The sequence below is a fragment of the Coriobacteriia bacterium genome (assembly GCA_014859305.1).
Lineage (GTDB): Bacteria > Actinomycetota > Coriobacteriia > Anaerosomatales > Kmv31 > Kmv31.
Genome location: JACUUM010000029.1, coordinates 1 through 15344, shown reverse-complemented (window position 1 = coordinate 15344; position 15344 = coordinate 1). Strand labels below are relative to the sequence as shown.

The window sequence follows — 15344 nt, the reverse complement described above, 5'->3', positions numbered from 1 at the left end:
AGGAGGAGGGCGTGCGTCAGGCGCCGAGGACGGCGCGGCGCGCCGAGACGTCCTCCAACGCGACGACGTAGCCGCCGAGGCGGCCCGTGCGGTCGGCCATCGGTGCGGCTGAGACGAGCAGGGAGGCGGTCGCGCCGTCCGGCCACTCCAGGACCAGCGGGACGTCCTCCACCGCCGCGCGGCGGGGACACAGCGAGGCGAAGCCGCGCTCGAGAGGCTCACCCGCCGGGTCCCGCACCCGCCACGCGGGATGCGGCAGCGTCACCGAGCCGGCCGCCTCCCCGATGTCCAGGGCCGCCCTCGCGCCCTCGCTCGCGAACGTCACCCCACCGATGTCGTCGACCACGAGCAGCCCGACCGGGCTGACGTCGATGACCTGCAGCAGGAAGTCGTGCTGCCGGCGCGCCATGCGGGCGCGACGGGCCTCGTCGAGGTACTGCTGGCGGGAGCGGAGAGCGTAGGCGGTGTAGGCGAGCAGCGGGACGAAGAACACCTCGGAGTAGTCCTCCACCACGTCGACGGCCTCGTAGCCGATCCCGTGTTCGAGCATGTTGGACACCGACACGAAGAGGTACACCGCCGCGGCGGCCGCGATGAGCATGCGTACGCCGGGGCTCGCCAGGCCGTCGCGCCGAGCGGGGATCCGTATCGCGACGAGGAACGCGACGAGGAACGCCAGCGCGCCGACGGCGTTGAACCCTACGATGACCGCCTCGGTCATTCCGGCTCGCCCTCCCACTCTCGGCGCGCGAAGGCGACGATGCCGAGAGCGAACAGGACACCGGCGGCGCCGACGGCGGCGTGCTCGAGGAGGTTGAACGCATCGGGGAGCACGTAGGCCTCGACGTTCGTGGCGAGGTGCGAGACGAGCATCGCCGCGTACGACCACTGAAGGAAGCGTGACCCGGGGATCGACAGCCCCCTGAGCGTCAGGATCACGACGGGGAGCAGCATCACGGTCACGCCGAGCGTGAGCATCTCCTCAGGACGCATCCGCGCCTCCCCCTGCAGACCGGATCCCAGGCCGCCGCGCCGGACGCCACGGCACCCCGGTAGAATCTCACACCCGCCGCCCTCGGGGAAGCGGACGACGGCGCGTCCGTCTCAGCGCACTATCTTGGAGATCGCAAGCTCGAGGATGTCCTCGGCGCCGGCCGCTTTGAGCTTGGGGATGAGGATGTTCACGCCGGCCTTGTCGACCACGGTCGTCACCTCGAGGTAGTCCACCGCGTAGAGCCGGTTGACGGTGGGCCGCTTCATGGCGGGCAGCTGAGCCACCACGGCGTCGAGCTTGTCCTCGGAGACGTTCATCGACAGCAGGACGCGCCCCCGAGCCTCGATCACGCCGAGGAGCAGCGTGCGGATCTCCTCGATCTCGCGGCGCTTGTCCGGATCCTCCCAGGCGTCCCGGCTCGCGAACAGGCGCGTGGTGGAGGTCATCAGCGTCTCGACGATCCGCAAGCCGTTGCGCCGGAGCGTCGCGCCGGTCTCGGTGAGGTCGACGAGGGCGTCCATCAGCTCCGGTACCTTCGCCTCGGTGGCGCCATAGGAGAAGTGCACCTCCACGGGGATGCCGAGCCGGTCGAAATAGGCCTTGGTGATGTTCGGGAACTCGGTGGAGATGCGGCTGCCCGGCGCGACGTCCTGCGCGGAGCCCACCGGCGCGTCCTCGGGGACGGCGAGCACCATGTTGACGACGCCCGCGCCGGTCTTGGCGTAGGGCAGCTCGGCGACCTCCACCACGTCGGCTCCGGACTCGGTCACCCAGTCGTGTCCGGAGATGCCCAGGTCGAAGTAGCCCTCCGCGACGAATCCGGGGATCTCCTGCGGGCGAAGGATCTTCACCTTGCCGACCCGGGGGTCGTCGATGGTGGGGTTGTACGCTCGGCTCGACTTCTTGACCTGGAGGTCGGCCTGAGCGAACAGGAGCATCGTCTGCTCCTCCAGGCTCCCTTTGGGCAGGGCGATCGACAGCATGCGGTCCCTCCTCGGCGGGCGTAGGACGCGGGCGGCGGGCGCTGCCGGGCGCCCTGGGCGACCGGCGGTCCCGGCCCATCACTCTAGCAGAATGGAGCCGGGAGGGCGGCGGCGCGACGGCCGGGCCGGCTAGTCAGCCGGGGCGATGATGCGCCCGACGTAGCGCTCGCTGGACAGCGCCTTGAGCATGAGCGCGGCGACGTCGGCCCGCGAGATCGTCCTTCCGCGCTCCGGCAGCACGTTGTCGCGCACGCGGTACAGACCGGTGAGCGGACCGTCGCTGAGCTCGGCCGGCCGGACCACCGTCCAGTCCAGCCCCGAGAACAGCACGACCTCCTCCATGCGCCCCAGGTCGGTGTAGGCCTCACGCCGGCTGGTGGCGATCCTGAGACGTTGTGCCGGCGGGACGGACGCCCGGCTCTCGCCGACACCGGCGGCCGAGAGCGCGACGAGCCGCCTCACCCGCTGCAGCTTCATCGCCGAGACGACCGAGGACATGGCGTCCGAGCAGAGCTTCGAGCGACATGAGGCGTCGGGCCCGCCGAAGGCCGCCAGCACCGCTTCCGCACCCGCGGCGGCGCGAGCGAGGGCGTCGCGGTCGCGCGCGTCGCCGCCCAGCACGCGCAGGCGCTCACGCGCGAGCTCGGGTGGGGGGCCGTGCACGAAGGCCGCGATCTCGTGGCCGTGCCCGAGCCCCTGCTCCACGATCTCGCGCCCCACCCCGCTCGAGGCGACCACCACGAGAAGCCGCATCCGTCCCTCCTCGGCACGCGTACGCGCCTGAGCATACCCGGACGAGGCGGGCGAGGAGCCGTACGCGCACAAGGATACCCGAGGACGCGGGCGAGCCGGCGTCGCTTCTCCTCGCGTCCGGGGTAGGAACCGCGGGTCGCGACGGAGGGAGGGCGAACGGAATGGCAGGTTCAGGCAGGTCGACGGCCGCCGCGATGCTGGCATCGGCTCTCGTTCTGTCCGCGCTTGCCGGATGCGCGCAGCGCGTGCGGCCGCCCGAGGAGACGCCGTCGATCACCGGCCGGGTCGAGGACGTCGCGGAGCCGTTCGAGGACGGGTGCGTGCTCACGCTGAAGGTGGAGGGCCCGCCCGTGGAGGGCGAGGCGCTGGGGTGCGCGGTAGTGAGCGTGCCGGAGGACGCCGTCATCCTGACCGGGGGCAGGCGCGCCGCCGATGTGCGGGGGCCCGACGCGATCCGGCTCGGCGACGAGGTCATGGTGTGGCACGCGGGGGACGTGGCACTCAACTGCCCTGCCCGCATCCGCGCCGGCGCCGTCCTCGTCCTGGACGGCGGCTAGGGGACATCCTGCGCCCTTGAGCGAACCCGATCCTGCATGGATGCGTCGAACATGCTCGACCGGGATGCGGAGGATGCGGAAGGAGCCCGATGTGAACCGCCTCCTGCTCGCCGGCGCGCTGACGCTCCTCATCGTGACGCCGGCCCTGACGGCGTGCGCACGCGACGTGCCGTCCACGGCGCCCTCGATAGTAGGCGAGGTCGAGTCGCTGGAGCGCGCTTCGAGCGACGGCACCACGCTCACCATGCTGGTGAGGGACCGGCTCGAGGAGCGCGGCTTCCCCTCGGGCGGCGAGTACGACGCGGCCAGCGTGCGGGTGACGCGCGACACGAGGGTCTTCACCGGCTCGGCTCGAGACCCTCGGACCGGGACCGCCGAGGACATCCGCGGAGGCGACCGCGTGGCCGTATGGTTCACCGGACCCGTCGCCGAGTCGTACCCCGTGCAGGCCACCGCCGGGACCGTGCTCGTGCTCGGTGGCCGGCCGGCTCCCTGACCGGACGGCGGCCGCCGGCGCGCCCGTCAGCCTGCGCGAGCGCCCCGGGCGCTCCGTGAGGAGGACCCTCGAGAGTGGTAGGGTGACCGGGTGACCGGGAGCCTGGCATACGCCGCGACCTGCCCCAAGGGCGTCGAGCAGATCCTCGCCGAGGAGCTTCGCGCCCTCGGCGCCGAGGACGTGCGCGAGACGCGCGCCGCGGTCACGTTCCGAGGGCCCCCGGTCACCGGCTACCGGGCGTGCCTGTGGTCGCGCCTCGCCAGCCGCGTGCTGCTCGTCCTGGCCGAGTTCCCGGCTGCCGACGCGGACGAGCTCTACGCGGGAGTGGCGGCGGTGCCCTGGGAGGAGCACGTATCCGCCGACGGCACGCTCGCTGTGGACGCCGTCGGGCGGACCGCGGGGCTCACGCACACCGGCTTCGCCGCGCGGCGGGTCAAGGACGCCGTCGTCGACCGGCTTCGCGAGCGGGAGGGCCGGCGTCCCTCCGTGGACCTCGAGCGCCCGGACGTGCGGTTGAACCTGCGGCTGCACCGGGAGCGCGGGACGCTCGCGATCGACCTGTCGGGCGAGCCGCTGCACCGCAGGGGCTACCGGACGCCCGGCGAGCAGGCCGTCGCGCCGCTGAAGGAGAACCTCGCCGCCGCGATCCTCGTGCGCGCCGGGTGGCCGGACACCGCGGCGCGCGGAGGACCGTTGCTCGACCCGATGTGCGGCTCGGGGACGCTGCTCGTCGAGGGAGCGCTCATCGCGGCCGACCAGGCGCCGGGGCTGCTGCGGCAGCGCTGGGGCTTCGAGCGCTGGCTGGGGCACGACGCGGACGCATGGGCGTCGCTGCTGGACGACGCCGACGAGCGCGCCGAGGCCGGCCGCGGCTGTCTGCCGCCGATCGCGGGGAGCGACGTGGACCCGCGGGCGGTCGAGCTCGCGCGGGCTTGCGTGCGACGAGCGGGGCTGGGTGAGCGGGTGCGCGTCGAGGCCGCGGCGCTCGAGGCGTTCGCGCCGCCGGCCGGGGCGAGGCCGGGACTCGTGGTGACGAACCCGCCGCACGGCGAGAGGCTCGGCCGTGTCGAGGACCTCCGCGAGCTCTACGCGCTGCTGGGGCAGCGGCTCGCCGGGTTCGGCGAGGGCTGGCGCGCCGCCGTGTTCACGGCGGGACCCGAGCTCGCGCGCGCGGTCGGTCTGCGCTCGCACAAGCGCTACACGCTCTTCAACGGCGCGGTGGAGACGGGGCTGTACCTGTTCGACCTGGGACCGGGGAACCGCTGGTCGGGAGCGGCGTAGCCTCCGTGCGGGCTGGGTATCCACAGAGGGAACGGCGGGCCGCCAGACGCCTGCCGGACCGGCGACGAGGGGAGGTCCCCGCCATGCCCAGAGGGATGACGCGCGCCGACGTCATGACATGGAGCGGGCGCACGCTCGTGGACCGCGACGGACAGCAGATCGGCCAGATCGACGACATCTTCTACGACAGCCGCAGCGGCGAACCGGAGTGGGGGCATGTCAGCCGCGGCCTGTTGCGCAAGCGCGAGAGCCTCGTCCCCCTCGCCGAGATGGAGACCGTGGACGACAAGACGATGCGCGTGCCCTTCGCCGAGGACGAGGTGATGAGCGCGCCTCCCGTGCAGGTGCACGGCTCGCTGACGCACGACGAGAAGGAAGCGCTGTACCGTCACTACCGCATGGGCGGGGCCGAGGGCGGCCAAGGCGAGCGGTGACCTACCCCTCGGGGTCCGCGAGGCGCTGCGGCTACCCCTCGGCCATCTGCGCCTTGAGCGCCTGGACCGCCTCGCGATAGCGGGGCATCTCCACGCCGAGGATCTGCGTCGCGAGGATCGCCGCGTTCCTGGCGCCGTCGATCGCCACGCAGGCCACCGGCACGCCGGTGGGCATCTGCACCATCGACAGCAGCGAGTCGAGCCCGCCGAGGTCCGAGGTCCTCATCGGCACGGCGATCACCGGCAGCGGCGTGAAAGCCGCCACGACCCCGGCGAGGTGCGCCGACTTGCCGGCGGCGGCGACGAGCACCTTCAGCCCGCGGCCGGCCGCGCCCGACGCCCACTCGTGCACGCGCCGCGGGTTGCGGTGCGCGGAGGCCACCAGCATCTCGTACGGCACGCCGAGCGCGTCGAGCTCGTCGGCGCAGTCCTGCATCACGTCGATGTCGGACTTCGAGCCCATCACGATGCCAACCAGCAGGGTGTCGGCCACGGGAACCTCCTCGGCGAAGCGGCTACGCGGCAAGTGTACCCGAGGCCGCGGCCCCGGCGCGGCTACCGTCCCGGCGCCGCTCCGCGCGAGTCCTCGGTCTGCATCGCGGCCTCGGAGACCAGGTGCGCCTCGTCGGGCACGCAGTCGGCGGCCGGAGCCGACTCCTCGCCCTCGCCGAAGAGCAGCTCGCGCTCGTCGGCGGGAAGCGCCTCGCGTGCCTGGTCACGCACGTTGTTCACGCCCGCGAAGAACTCGCGCATCATCGCGACCAGCAGGTACCGGCCCTTCTCGGTGAGCGTGAACGCCACATCGTCGTCGCGGGCGAACGCGCCCACGGCGCGCATGAACGACACCTCCGGCAGCAGCCCGCGCTCGATCGGCACCTCGAAGTCGCGCGCGAAGGCCCGCTTGTCGAGCCGCAGGCCGAAGAGCCCCATCAGGAAGCGGTAGCGCATCAGCTCCCGCCTCGAGAAGCGCCTCACGCCCGTGACGGCCATCTCGCCGGCGCCCACCAGCGCGTCGTACTCGTTGAGCGAGAAGGTGTCGACCCGTATCGCGCCGTCGAGGAAGGAGAACGCCCCCGAGCCGATGCCGACGTACTCGTCGTAGTCGACGATGTACTCGTCGATCATCTCCTCGCGCGCGCCGGCGTCGTCGTGCCTCGTGCGGGAGAAGCACCAAGCCGAGGACGGTTCGAAGTCCGGAAGGAGGTCCTGGGACAGTGACGCGTAGTAGCGCGCCTCCCGCGTGTAGTCCACCTTGCCGACGGTCTCGGCGAGCGTGCGGCGCACGGCGGGAGAGGCCATCAGCGGGTAGAACGTGACCTGGTCGGCTCCGGAGACCTTCAGCATCTCGACGTCGCGCGCCAGCATCTCGCCCGTCTGGCTCGGGAAGTTGAAGATCAGGTCCACGTTCAGCGAGCGGAACCTGCCCGCGGTCCGCTCGATCGCCGCCAGGGTCTCCGCGCCGCCGCCGTACTTGTCGTAGCGGTCCATCTGCCGCAGGAGCGTGTCGTCGAAGGACTGCACGCCCACCGAGAAGCGGTGGACGCGGCCGGACAGCGGCTCCACCACCTCCTCGATCAGATGGTTCGGGTTCGTCTCGGACGAGACCTCGAGCTCGCCGAAGAGCTCGCGCGCCAGGTCCAGGGTCTCGCACAGCTCGTCCACGAGGATCGTCGGCGTGCCCCCGCCGACGTAGAGCGACCCGAACCGGAAGCCCCGGTCGGCCACCATGCGCATCTCCTCGCGCAGCCGGCGGAAGTACGCCCGGGCGCGGTCCTCTTCGAAGGGGAAGCGGTTGAAGGAGCAGTACGGGCATAGCCGCTCGCAGAAGGGCACGTGGGCGTAGAGCATGTAGGTCTTGCCCGGATCCGGGTCGGGCAGCCGCAAGCCGGGCTCGTGTCCGATCGCCAGGTAGCGCTCGTTGAGCACGCGCATGACCGCGCTGACGATGCGCTCGGAGAGCATGGCGCCGTCCCGCCCCCGCTCCCGCTAGCTCTGCCCGTGCTGCTGCACGATCGCCCGCCGCCCGATGTCGGTCCGGTAGTGCATCCCCTCGAACTTGATACGGTCTACGGCCTCGTACGCCCGCTCGCGGGCCTCCTCGAACGTCGGGGCCAGGGCGGTGACGTTCAGCACCCGCCCCGCCGTCGTCAGGCTCGCGGCCTCGCTCTCGCGCGTGCCCGCGTGGAAGACGGTGACGCCGGGGACCTCCTCGGCGTGGTGCAGGCCCTCGATCGCCTTGCCGGTCTGGTACGCGCCGGGGTAGCCGCCCGAGGCGAGCACCACGGTGACGGCGACGTCGTCGCTCCACTCCGGCTCCGCGTGCGCGAGCCTGCCCTCGACCGTGGCGAGCACCAGCTCCAGAAGGTCGCTGCGCAGGCGCGGGAGCACGACTTGGGACTCCGGGTCGCCGAGTCGCGCGTTGAACTCCAGGACCTTCGGGCCGTCCTCGGTGAGGATGAAGCCGCCGTAGAGCACGCCGCGGTACGGGTTGCCGTCGTCGGCCATCTGCCAGACGACCGCGGCGAGGGCCTGGGCCATCTTCGCGAACGCCTCCTCGTCCACCACCGGCACCGGCGAGTAGCAGCCCATGCCGCCGGTGTTCGGGCCGGTGTCGCCGTCGAAGGCGCGCTTGTGGTCCTGCGCCGGAGCCAGCGGCACGAGGAACACCCCGTCGGTCAGCGCGAGCAGCGAGACCTCCTGGCCCTCCAGGTACTCCTCGATGACGACCTTGTGCCCCGCCTCGCCGAAGCGGCCCGAGAAGCACTCGTGCACCGCCTCGCGAGCGCCGGCGAGGTCCATCGCCACAGTGACGCCCTTGCCCGCGGCGAGACCGTCGGCCTTCACGACCACCGGAGCGCCGGTCTCCTCCAGGTACGCGAGCGCGGCGTCCTCCTCGGTGAACTCCGCCCATTCCCCCGTGGGGACGCCGGCGCGGCGCATGACGTCCTTGGCGAAGGACTTGGAGCCCTCGAGCCGCGCGGCCGCCGCCGAAGGGCCGAGCGTGCGGATCCCCTCCTCCTCGAGCGCGTCCACCACGCCGGCGACCAGAGGGGCCTCGGGTCCGACGACGACCAGGTCGATGCACTGCCCGACCGCGTACCGCACGACGGCCTGCGGGTCCTCGATGTCGAGATCGGTCACGTTGCGCCCGAGCTTCGCCGTCCCCGCGTTGCCCGGCGCGACGATCAGCTTCGGCTTCGGATCCTGCTCCGAGCGCGAGAGCGCCCAGGCGATGGCGTGCTCGCGGCCTCCGCCGCCGAGGATGAGGACGTTCATGCGTGCCTCCAGGACCGGGGTCGAACGTAAGGGCGATTGTACTGCATGCGGTGATATCATTCGTCTTCGCAAGTCCCCGACCTCGGGAGCGCCCGTCATGCCGCAGTTCCGCGAACTCCTCCGGCCCCTCGTCGAACGCGCGCTCATCCGCGAGGAGACCGTGCTGGCCTCCGGGCAGAAGAGCGCCTTCTACTTCGACGGCCGCACGGTCACGCTCAGCCCCGAGGGCGCCTACTACCTCGCGCGCCACCTCCTCGAGACGATCCCGGCCGACGAGTACGACGCCATCGGCGGCATGGCCATCGGCGCCGACCCGATCGCCTCCGCCGTCGCCGCGCTCTCGCACGAGCTCGGGACGCCGAAGACCGCCTTCATCGTCCGCAAGGAGCGCAAGGGCCACGGCAGGATGAAGCAGGTCGAGGGGCCTCTGGCCGAGGGCTCGCGCGTGGTCGTGGTGGACGACGTGGCGACCAGCGGCACGTCGATCCTGGACGCCGCGCACGCGGTGGAACGGGAGCGCGGCTGCAAGGTGGTGCGCGTCGTCGCGCTGGTCGACCGCCAGCAGGGCGCACGGGAGCTCTTCGAGCGCGAGGGCTACCGCTTCACACCCGTCTTCACCGCCGAGGAGCTCGGCGTCTCCCGCGAGGAGATCGAGGCGGGGTAGGGTTTGACGTCTTATCACGCTTTATCGTTGGAGCACATGCGACGATGCGCCTCCCACGACTTCCGATTCCGACGACGCCCCGAGAACATGGCGACCCTCGCCAGACTCGGGATCACGATCCGGGACGCCAAGGCCCGGATCCTGCAGCTCACCGCTTCCGAGTACGTCGAAGGCCCAACACCTCGCTCAGCAGGCTCCTCTCACGAGGCCTGGGTGTTCGGCCTGCGGGTAGAAGGCGAGTCGCTGTACGTGAAGCTGGAGGTCCGCTCGGAGCGATCGCGGTGCGTCTGCATCTCCTTCCATGAGCCCGCGTGGCCCATGGCGTTCCCCTATACGGTACGGAGAGGAGAAGGGGGTGAGAGGGGTGACGAAGGCGGAGTGTCTTGAGTGCGGGGCGATCTGCCAGCCTCGCGTCGAAGTGCGAGTCGAGGAGTACCCGGTAAAGGGTGAGCCCGTCGAAGTGACCGCGAGGGTCGCGGTCTGTCCGGAATGTGGCGAGGACATGTCCGTCGAGGAGCTCGACGACGCCACTCTGCGAACCGCCTTCAACGTCTACCGGCAGCGGCACGGGCTGATGTCGCCCGAGGAGATGGTCCGCCTGCGCGACCGCTACGGGCTCGGCGTTCGACCGTTCTCCCTCCTGCTTGGCTGGGGTGAGATAACGCTCCACAGGTACGAGTCGGGATCTCTTCAGGACTCCGCGCACGAAGCCGCCCTCCGGATGGCGGAGGATCCGGCCAACGTCCGGATACTCCTGCAGGCGAACGGACACAAGCTGACGGCGAGACAGCGCGCCCGGCTGGAGAGGGCGCTGGAGTCGCTCGAAGCGCAACGCGTGGAGCCGTGCCGGACCTCCGACCGCTTCGAGGTCCGAGAAGAGCAGGACGAGTACGGCGGCTGGCTGCCGATGCAGATCTCCAAGCTTCGCGAGATGATGCTCTACTTCTGCAAGCTGCCCGACACCTACCCGACCAAGCTCAACAAGCTGCTGTTCTTCAGCGATTTCCTGCACTTCCGCGAGCAGTCCGTCTCGATCTCGGGCTCCCCCTATCTGGCCATGCCTCGAGGGCCGGTGCCCGAGCACTACGACTGGGTCATCGCTGACCTGATAGAGGGCGGAGACCTCTCCGCCGAGGAGGTCTACTTCGAGAGCGGCGCCACCGGCGAGCTGCTCCGGCCCCTCCGCGAGCCGGACCTGTCGCTCTTCTCGCCGGCGGAGTTGACCACTGTGCGCCTGGTGGCCGAGGAACTCGGGCGTCGCACGAGCCGGCAACTCACCGAGCTGTCGCATCAGGAGGCGGCTTGGCGAGAGACGCCGCAGCGACAGCGGATCAGCTACGCGTGGGCGAAGGAATCGGCTCTGTAGCCGACTGCAGACCCAGGCGCCCTATGTCGGGAACAACCAGCTGCGGCAGCAGAGACGATATCCCGTGCGCGACGTTCCTGCTGCGCCCGGACAGCACTTTCTCACCCGTTCGCCGGTTGCGGAGCTCGTACACGCAGCACCTGAGCGGCGCGACAAGGTCGTCCCCCTTCGTGGGATCCGGAAAGGACCTCCATTGCGATCAAGAGCGCGTCACGTCTAGCTCTCCGCCACCAGCGTCCAGATGCGCTTGAGCGGAAGTTCGGCCTGGAGATCCTCCGACAGGCTGTCGTAGTGTTCGAGTACTCCGCGCACGATCGCGTCCGCATCCCAAAGTCGGATCTCGAAGAAGCTCTGCCGCGACTCCCGCGACACGCTCTGCTTGAACCCTCCCCAGGAAACGAGCAGACCCTGCTCTGCACCGAACCCTCGCATGACCCCGTGGAGTTCACGGAGAACCGCGACGTCCACTGGGCTGTCCTGCGACTTCACCTGGACGCACAGCCGCGGCGGCTCGAAGCCCATCTCACCACGTCCCGCAAGTATGTCGACGCCTCCGTCAGCGCCCGCTGGAGACTCGAGCGTCTGAAAGCCCTGCGCCCGGAGCAGCACCCCGACGAGCCTGGTCAGGTCGTGCCCCCGAAACTTCCGCCCGACGTGTTCGCGGATCTGGTCGAGCGCGTACTGCTCCAGGTCGACTGCCGACTCTTCGTCCTCTTCGCGAAGCTCCACACCTCCGAGGGACCCCCCGGTCATCGGCGCCGGCTTCCCCGTGGCGATCGCTCGGACACGCTCCTCGGCGTTGTTCCGGCTGATCCTACAGACCGTCATGAAGGCGCCAAGGGAGAAGAGGATGTCCTGATCGAATGCTGACCGAGGTATGTCCGGGGCGAACCACCTGACCTTCCTCACGTGCTTCGCGCCCTCGGGGAAGTCCGGGTGATACTCGTAGTCGCCCACGACCTCGCCGATGGCGATGATCGACCGGCGCTTGAAGGGCAGGGCGACCCAATCTCCACGCTGAATCTCACTCCTGAAGCGCCACGCCTGATTCGCCCAGTTCTTGATGGCATTGACGCCGGCGTCGGGCGTCGCCTCGGCCTGCAGCGCCTCTACCTCCTCCCGCTTGTCGAGCGGGGCGAGGTCCGGAAGCTCGTCCCAGCCGATGACCGCGTACCCCTTCTCAACGGCGAAGTCCTCGCGCTCGCCGTACTTGCCGGCCCGGACCAACCAAAGCGCCATCGCTTCCTCCCCCTACGCCGACTCCCGCACGTCCGAGCCGCCCCAATCCCACACGTCGGCCTTCACGCGCTCGTAGTTCGCGTCGAGATCCGGCCCCATCAGCACCAGCGACGCGATCCGACGCACCATCTCCGTCACGTACCGCGCCTCCTCGGGCTTGAGGTCGCGCCCGAGCAGCGCCTTCTCGCGGTACGACAGCCACTTCTTGATGACCTGGTAGCCGCCGATGGTGTAGCGCCACACGTTTGCCGGCACGCACCGCCAGTACGCGACGTCGTTCAGGTACACGTCGAAGCACGTCTCGCCGAGGAGCGGAAGGAGCCCCGATGCTGGCTCGGCTGAGCTTCGCGGCAACAGCGCGTCGCTCGATGCAGTCAGAGTATCAGCATGGGCGGTTGCAGGACGGCATCTGACCGCATGACCTCTCCACAGCGCGCCCGATGGCGTCGAGCTTGGCGGAGAGAGAGAGGGGGCCGAGGCTTCGGGCGCGGACGAGCACTCGCTTGCGTCCCGTCGAGCTGTCGAATGCGACCAGGCCAATGCCATGGCGCGCGAATGTGGCGCGGGCCTCTTCTTCAAGTCTGCTGATCGATGTCGGCATCACGACCGTGACGGTGTCCGCCATCGCCCGATAGCGGCACGCTTGGGCGAGAGCCTTGCGCCAGTCTGCCAGCTTGAATTCGAGCACGCTCACCCGGAGTTCACAAACGAACACCTCTGACGACAGTATCCACGCACCTGGGCGTGATTCCAGAGCGATTCCTGCCGCAGCTAGTTGCCGCAAGTGGCGGGTAGTGTCCGACGCCGACAGGCCCGTGGACTGCGACAGGTAGTCGGCACGGTGAGCCCGTGCGCGCTTGAGACGGGCCGCGACGGCCGCCCGTCCATTGGTGAGAGCCGAGCACCTCGCGTCCATGACCAACTCCCCAGACCCGTTCCGGTGTTCAATCAACACGAGGTCCGGGACGCCTGTGCTCGTCTCCAACTCCGAGAGAGCGATAGCTCCGGGCTTGAGGGCGATCGTCTTCTCGAACTCCCGCGCGAACTCGCTCTCGGAAAGCACTATGCCTCCAGACGGCCAATCGCGTAGTCAACCGCGCCAGCCCAACTCGCCAGGTTGCTGAGGTCGCTCTCAAGGGGAAGGTTCGCAGCGCGCAGCAGCCCGTGCAACCGTCGTGCCTCCTGCAGCCTCTCCGCGGCCAATCCCAGACCCGAATCGCGCGGGAGAAGACTCGATTCCAGGACTCGCATCGTCTCCCACAGCCCGAGGACCATCGGTTCCCGCCGCCACGCATCGTACTCCCGATTCACGATCAGGTCGTCGCATCCATTCCCGCTCAGCACATCGCCGAGCATCCCCTGCTCGCGAATGACATCGAGATCGGGCTCGAGGAAGACCCAAGTCATCAGCGGCGCAGAAGCATACGCTTTGCGTGGCTGTCGCCCGAATCCGGAGGCGACAATAGCGTCCGAGCAGTAGTGTCGCTGGGACTTGAACCAACCGGTTGCCACGCCACGCGCTCCCGCCGCGATTGCCAGAGCGCCGCCGATGTCGCTGTATCCCAAGTGCACGTCGAAGTCATTCGAACGGAGAATCGCCGTGACGTAGAGCAAGTTCCCGAACATGACGTTCGACCCAGGACAAGACCACATGGGATCCTGCCGCGCACGAGCAGCGACGATGTGGAAGCCAGCAACATCCAGAGTCGTCACCATGTCAAGAAGCTCGTCAACTTGATCGTCGCTCGCGAGCAGAGCGTCGCCGATGCACAATGATGCGTGGAGAGGGACGTCCGGTAGGAAATCGCGCTGGCCAAGCGCCTCCTCATTCATGGCGAGCACGACCTGGCTCATCCAGTCTCTTGAACTCGCAAGTTCGAGAGAGGGGGTGAGTAGGGCCGAACACGAGCATTCGGTCTGGAATCGCAGACACGAAGAGACGATTCGCGTGATGGTGCGACCGCTGAAGCTGCGCCTACTAAGGTCTGGCGTGAAGTACGGATACGCGGAGAGTTGCAGTAGTGCAGCATCAGGAACGAGACTCAGCTGAAACTCCGGATCGACAACGACCAAGGCTCCCGTCGACGCCAACTCCCTCGCAGTCTTGATCATCTCCTGTGGAGTGTGGTAGCGGGGCGAGAGGACTACGCCATCGAGGACTCCCTCGGCAAGTCCGCGTCGAAGCAGGTTGCGGCCGTGGTATCCGTCTTGGCCAAGTATCACTCTGCCACCTCCGTGAACGGCGCCAGTGCGGAAACCAGTGCACCGACAGCGCTGAAGCGCTGATGAGGCCTCTTCTTCAGGAGGCGCAGTATCGGCTGCCAGATGCCTTCGAGCCCGAGGGCAGCGCCCTCTCTCTCGACTGGCCGGACCGTCCTGATCGCCTCAACAACCTCTTGATCGCTCATGGCAGGCGTTCGATACGGATGGACCCCTGTCAGCGCCTCGTACATCACCACGCCCAGAGAGTACAGATCCGAGCGGAAGTCGAGCGTGCGCCTAAGGTCGAGGACCGTCTGCTCGGGCGACATATACGCCAGGGTCCCTGGTATCGCCAGTACTCTCGTCAACGTCGGTCCAGACATGTCGAGAGCGTAGCCGGGGTCAATCAGCACGTACTCTCCCGTTTCCGAGCGTCGCATGATGTTCGCCGGCTTCACGTCTCGATGCACCTTCTGCAGAACTCGGAGGCGTTCGATGGCGCGGCCCACCCCACACCCTAGGCGCGCGACTTCGGGAACCGGAAGACGACCGCCAGCGGCCAGGGTCTCGCGGATGGACTCTCCGTCGATGAACTCCTCGGTGAAGTACGCGAACTGCTCTCCCGCAACCGCCCTTACCCCTGGTTCCAAGGGGCCTAGCGCTGGAAGGTGTCTCGATCCCCCCGCGCGGAGGATGCCGATTTCCCGTTCCATCCTTGCCAGAATCGTGGCGATTCCCTCCGCCTCCAATGGTGAGTCCAGGCCGCTGATCGGGATCAGCTTCAGCGCAAGTCCTTCGCCATTCATGACCGCGCGAAAGACGCACTTCTGATTGGCGGAGACATCGCCGGTTGCGGCAATCTCGGCTAGTTCAGGAAACGCGCTCGCCACCTGATCCGCGTCAAGCCCGCTCCTCATCGACTCACCCTCCGCTCGACTCCAGTCATCACCCTCACGCCAGCATGGCCTGTTCGTCTTAACCGAGTCTATCTGGATAGCCACCGGCTCCGTTCTCGCTCCGGCTACAGGTCAACCCGCTAGCAATCCCAATCCCACACGTCGGCCTTCACGCGCTCGTAGTTCGCATCGAGCTCCGGCTG

The 15344-nt window shown here is 69.1% G+C and carries 18 protein-coding genes; 7 read left to right on the top strand and 11 right to left on the bottom strand.

Features of this window, described 5'->3' with window-relative positions:
• Positions 1-16: 16 nt before the first annotated feature.
• The 4 genes from IBX62_06685 to IBX62_06670 all read right to left on the bottom strand — a co-directional run bounded on the left by IBX62_06685 (position 17) and on the right by IBX62_06670 (position 2730).
• Entirely contained in the window at positions 17-721 is a 705-nt protein-coding gene (locus IBX62_06685; protein ID MBE0476760.1) for a PAS domain-containing protein, read from the bottom strand.
• Positions 718-993 (bottom strand): hypothetical protein, encoded by a 276-nt coding sequence (locus IBX62_06680; GenBank protein ID MBE0476759.1) that lies wholly within the window; start codon positions 991-993, stop codon positions 718-720. The genes IBX62_06685 and IBX62_06680 overlap by 4 nt, the downstream gene beginning before the upstream one ends.
• 111 nt (positions 994-1104) lie before the next feature.
• Complete coding sequence (locus IBX62_06675) at positions 1105-1977, bottom strand: ATP phosphoribosyltransferase (protein MBE0476758.1); 873 nt, start codon at positions 1975-1977, stop codon at positions 1105-1107.
• Between the two features lie 129 nt (positions 1978-2106).
• A complete protein-coding gene (locus IBX62_06670) occupies positions 2107-2730 on the bottom strand; it encodes an NAD(P)H-binding protein (protein ID MBE0476757.1) in 624 nt (207 codons plus the stop codon).
• Positions 2731-2891: 161 nt separating this feature from the next.
• On the opposite strand from IBX62_06670, the gene IBX62_06665 reads away from it, so the two are divergent.
• From IBX62_06665 to IBX62_06650, 4 genes are all read left to right on the top strand, one after another.
• A complete protein-coding gene (locus tag IBX62_06665) occupies positions 2892-3287 on the top strand; it encodes a hypothetical protein (GenBank protein MBE0476756.1) in 396 nt (131 codons plus the stop codon).
• A gap of 73 nt (positions 3288-3360) precedes the next feature.
• Positions 3361-3783 (top strand): DUF3221 domain-containing protein, encoded by a 423-nt coding sequence (locus IBX62_06660; protein ID MBE0476755.1) that lies wholly within the window; start codon positions 3361-3363, stop codon positions 3781-3783.
• Positions 3784-3873: 90 nt separating this feature from the next.
• Positions 3874-5064, top strand: coding sequence for a hypothetical protein (locus IBX62_06655; protein MBE0476754.1), 1191 nt, complete (start codon positions 3874-3876; stop codon positions 5062-5064).
• Positions 5065-5147: 83 nt separating this feature from the next.
• Positions 5148-5498 carry a hypothetical protein gene (locus tag IBX62_06650; protein MBE0476753.1) on the top strand — a complete coding sequence of 117 codons (351 nt, stop codon included), beginning with the start codon at positions 5148-5150 and terminating at the stop codon, positions 5496-5498.
• A gap of 31 nt (positions 5499-5529) precedes the next feature.
• On the opposite strand, the gene purE is transcribed toward IBX62_06650, so the two are convergent.
• The 3 genes from purE to purD all read right to left on the bottom strand — a co-directional run bounded on the left by purE (position 5530) and on the right by purD (position 8774).
• On the bottom strand, positions 5530-5991 hold the full coding sequence (gene purE / locus IBX62_06645) for a 5-(carboxyamino)imidazole ribonucleotide mutase (GenBank protein ID MBE0476752.1): 462 nt from the start codon (positions 5989-5991) through the stop codon (positions 5530-5532).
• A gap of 62 nt (positions 5992-6053) precedes the next feature.
• A complete protein-coding gene (locus tag IBX62_06640; protein ID MBE0476751.1) occupies positions 6054-7460 on the bottom strand; it encodes a coproporphyrinogen III oxidase family protein in 1407 nt (468 codons plus the stop codon).
• Positions 7461-7484: 24 nt separating this feature from the next.
• Positions 7485-8774, bottom strand: a complete 1290-nt coding sequence (gene purD / locus IBX62_06635) for a phosphoribosylamine--glycine ligase (GenBank protein MBE0476750.1) — start codon at positions 8772-8774, stop codon at positions 7485-7487.
• A gap of 97 nt (positions 8775-8871) precedes the next feature.
• On the opposite strand from purD, the gene pyrE reads away from it, so the two are divergent.
• The 3 genes from pyrE (at position 8872) to IBX62_06620 (ending at position 10804) form a co-directional block, all read left to right on the top strand.
• Positions 8872-9438 carry an orotate phosphoribosyltransferase gene (pyrE, locus tag IBX62_06630; protein ID MBE0476749.1) on the top strand — a complete coding sequence of 189 codons (567 nt, stop codon included), beginning with the start codon at positions 8872-8874 and terminating at the stop codon, positions 9436-9438.
• An 87-nt stretch (positions 9439-9525) separates the two neighbouring features.
• The gene (locus IBX62_06625) at positions 9526-9825 is read left to right on the top strand and encodes a type II toxin-antitoxin system MqsR family toxin (GenBank protein ID MBE0476748.1); all 300 of its coding nucleotides are present in this window, start codon (positions 9526-9528) and stop codon (positions 9823-9825) included.
• Positions 9794-10804: a DUF4065 domain-containing protein gene (locus tag IBX62_06620; protein ID MBE0476747.1), complete on the top strand. Its 1011-nt coding sequence runs from the start codon at positions 9794-9796 to the stop codon at positions 10802-10804. The genes IBX62_06625 and IBX62_06620 overlap by 32 nt, the downstream gene beginning before the upstream one ends.
• 216 nt (positions 10805-11020) lie before the next feature.
• On the opposite strand, the gene IBX62_06615 is transcribed toward IBX62_06620, so the two are convergent.
• From IBX62_06615 to IBX62_06600, 4 genes are all read right to left on the bottom strand, one after another.
• Complete coding sequence (locus IBX62_06615; protein ID MBE0476746.1) at positions 11021-12043, bottom strand: restriction endonuclease; 1023 nt, start codon at positions 12041-12043, stop codon at positions 11021-11023.
• A gap of 12 nt (positions 12044-12055) precedes the next feature.
• Entirely contained in the window at positions 12056-12589 is a 534-nt protein-coding gene (locus IBX62_06610; protein ID MBE0476745.1) for a hypothetical protein, read from the bottom strand.
• A 516-nt stretch (positions 12590-13105) separates the two neighbouring features.
• A complete protein-coding gene (locus IBX62_06605) occupies positions 13106-14266 on the bottom strand; it encodes a hypothetical protein (GenBank protein MBE0476744.1) in 1161 nt (386 codons plus the stop codon).
• The gene (locus IBX62_06600) at positions 14263-15246 is read right to left on the bottom strand and encodes a serine/threonine protein kinase (GenBank protein ID MBE0476743.1); all 984 of its coding nucleotides are present in this window, start codon (positions 15244-15246) and stop codon (positions 14263-14265) included. The genes IBX62_06605 and IBX62_06600 overlap by 4 nt, the downstream gene beginning before the upstream one ends.
• Positions 15247-15344: the final 98 nt, after the last annotated feature.

Bases quoted from the DNA above. Each gene is read 5' to 3' on its own strand.
- IBX62_06685 (MBE0476760.1), bottom strand. From the start codon at position 721: ATGACCGAGGCGGTCATCGTAGGGTTCAACGCCGTCGGCGCGCTGGCG.
- IBX62_06625 (MBE0476748.1), top strand. From the start codon at position 9,526: ATGGCGACCCTCGCCAGACTCGGGATCACGATCCGGGACGCCAAGGCC.
- pyrE (MBE0476749.1), top strand. From the start codon at position 8,872: ATGCCGCAGTTCCGCGAACTCCTCCGGCCCCTCGTCGAACGCGCGCTC.
- IBX62_06610 (MBE0476745.1), bottom strand. From the start codon at position 12,589: ATGGCATTGGCCTGGTCGCATTCGACAGCTCGACGGGACGCAAGCGAG.
- IBX62_06680 (MBE0476759.1), bottom strand. From the start codon at position 993: ATGCGTCCTGAGGAGATGCTCACGCTCGGCGTGACCGTGATGCTGCTC.
- purD (MBE0476750.1), bottom strand. From the start codon at position 8,774: ATGAACGTCCTCATCCTCGGCGGCGGAGGCCGCGAGCACGCCATCGCC.
- IBX62_06665 (MBE0476756.1), top strand. From the start codon at position 2,892: ATGGCAGGTTCAGGCAGGTCGACGGCCGCCGCGATGCTGGCATCGGCT.
- IBX62_06670 (MBE0476757.1), bottom strand. From the start codon at position 2,730: ATGCGGCTTCTCGTGGTGGTCGCCTCGAGCGGGGTGGGGCGCGAGATC.
- IBX62_06640 (MBE0476751.1), bottom strand. From the start codon at position 7,460: ATGCTCTCCGAGCGCATCGTCAGCGCGGTCATGCGCGTGCTCAACGAG.
- IBX62_06650 (MBE0476753.1), top strand. From the start codon at position 5,148: ATGCCCAGAGGGATGACGCGCGCCGACGTCATGACATGGAGCGGGCGC.
- IBX62_06615 (MBE0476746.1), bottom strand. From the start codon at position 12,043: ATGGCGCTTTGGTTGGTCCGGGCCGGCAAGTACGGCGAGCGCGAGGAC.
- IBX62_06675 (MBE0476758.1), bottom strand. From the start codon at position 1,977: ATGCTGTCGATCGCCCTGCCCAAAGGGAGCCTGGAGGAGCAGACGATG.
- IBX62_06660 (MBE0476755.1), top strand. From the start codon at position 3,361: ATGCGGAAGGAGCCCGATGTGAACCGCCTCCTGCTCGCCGGCGCGCTG.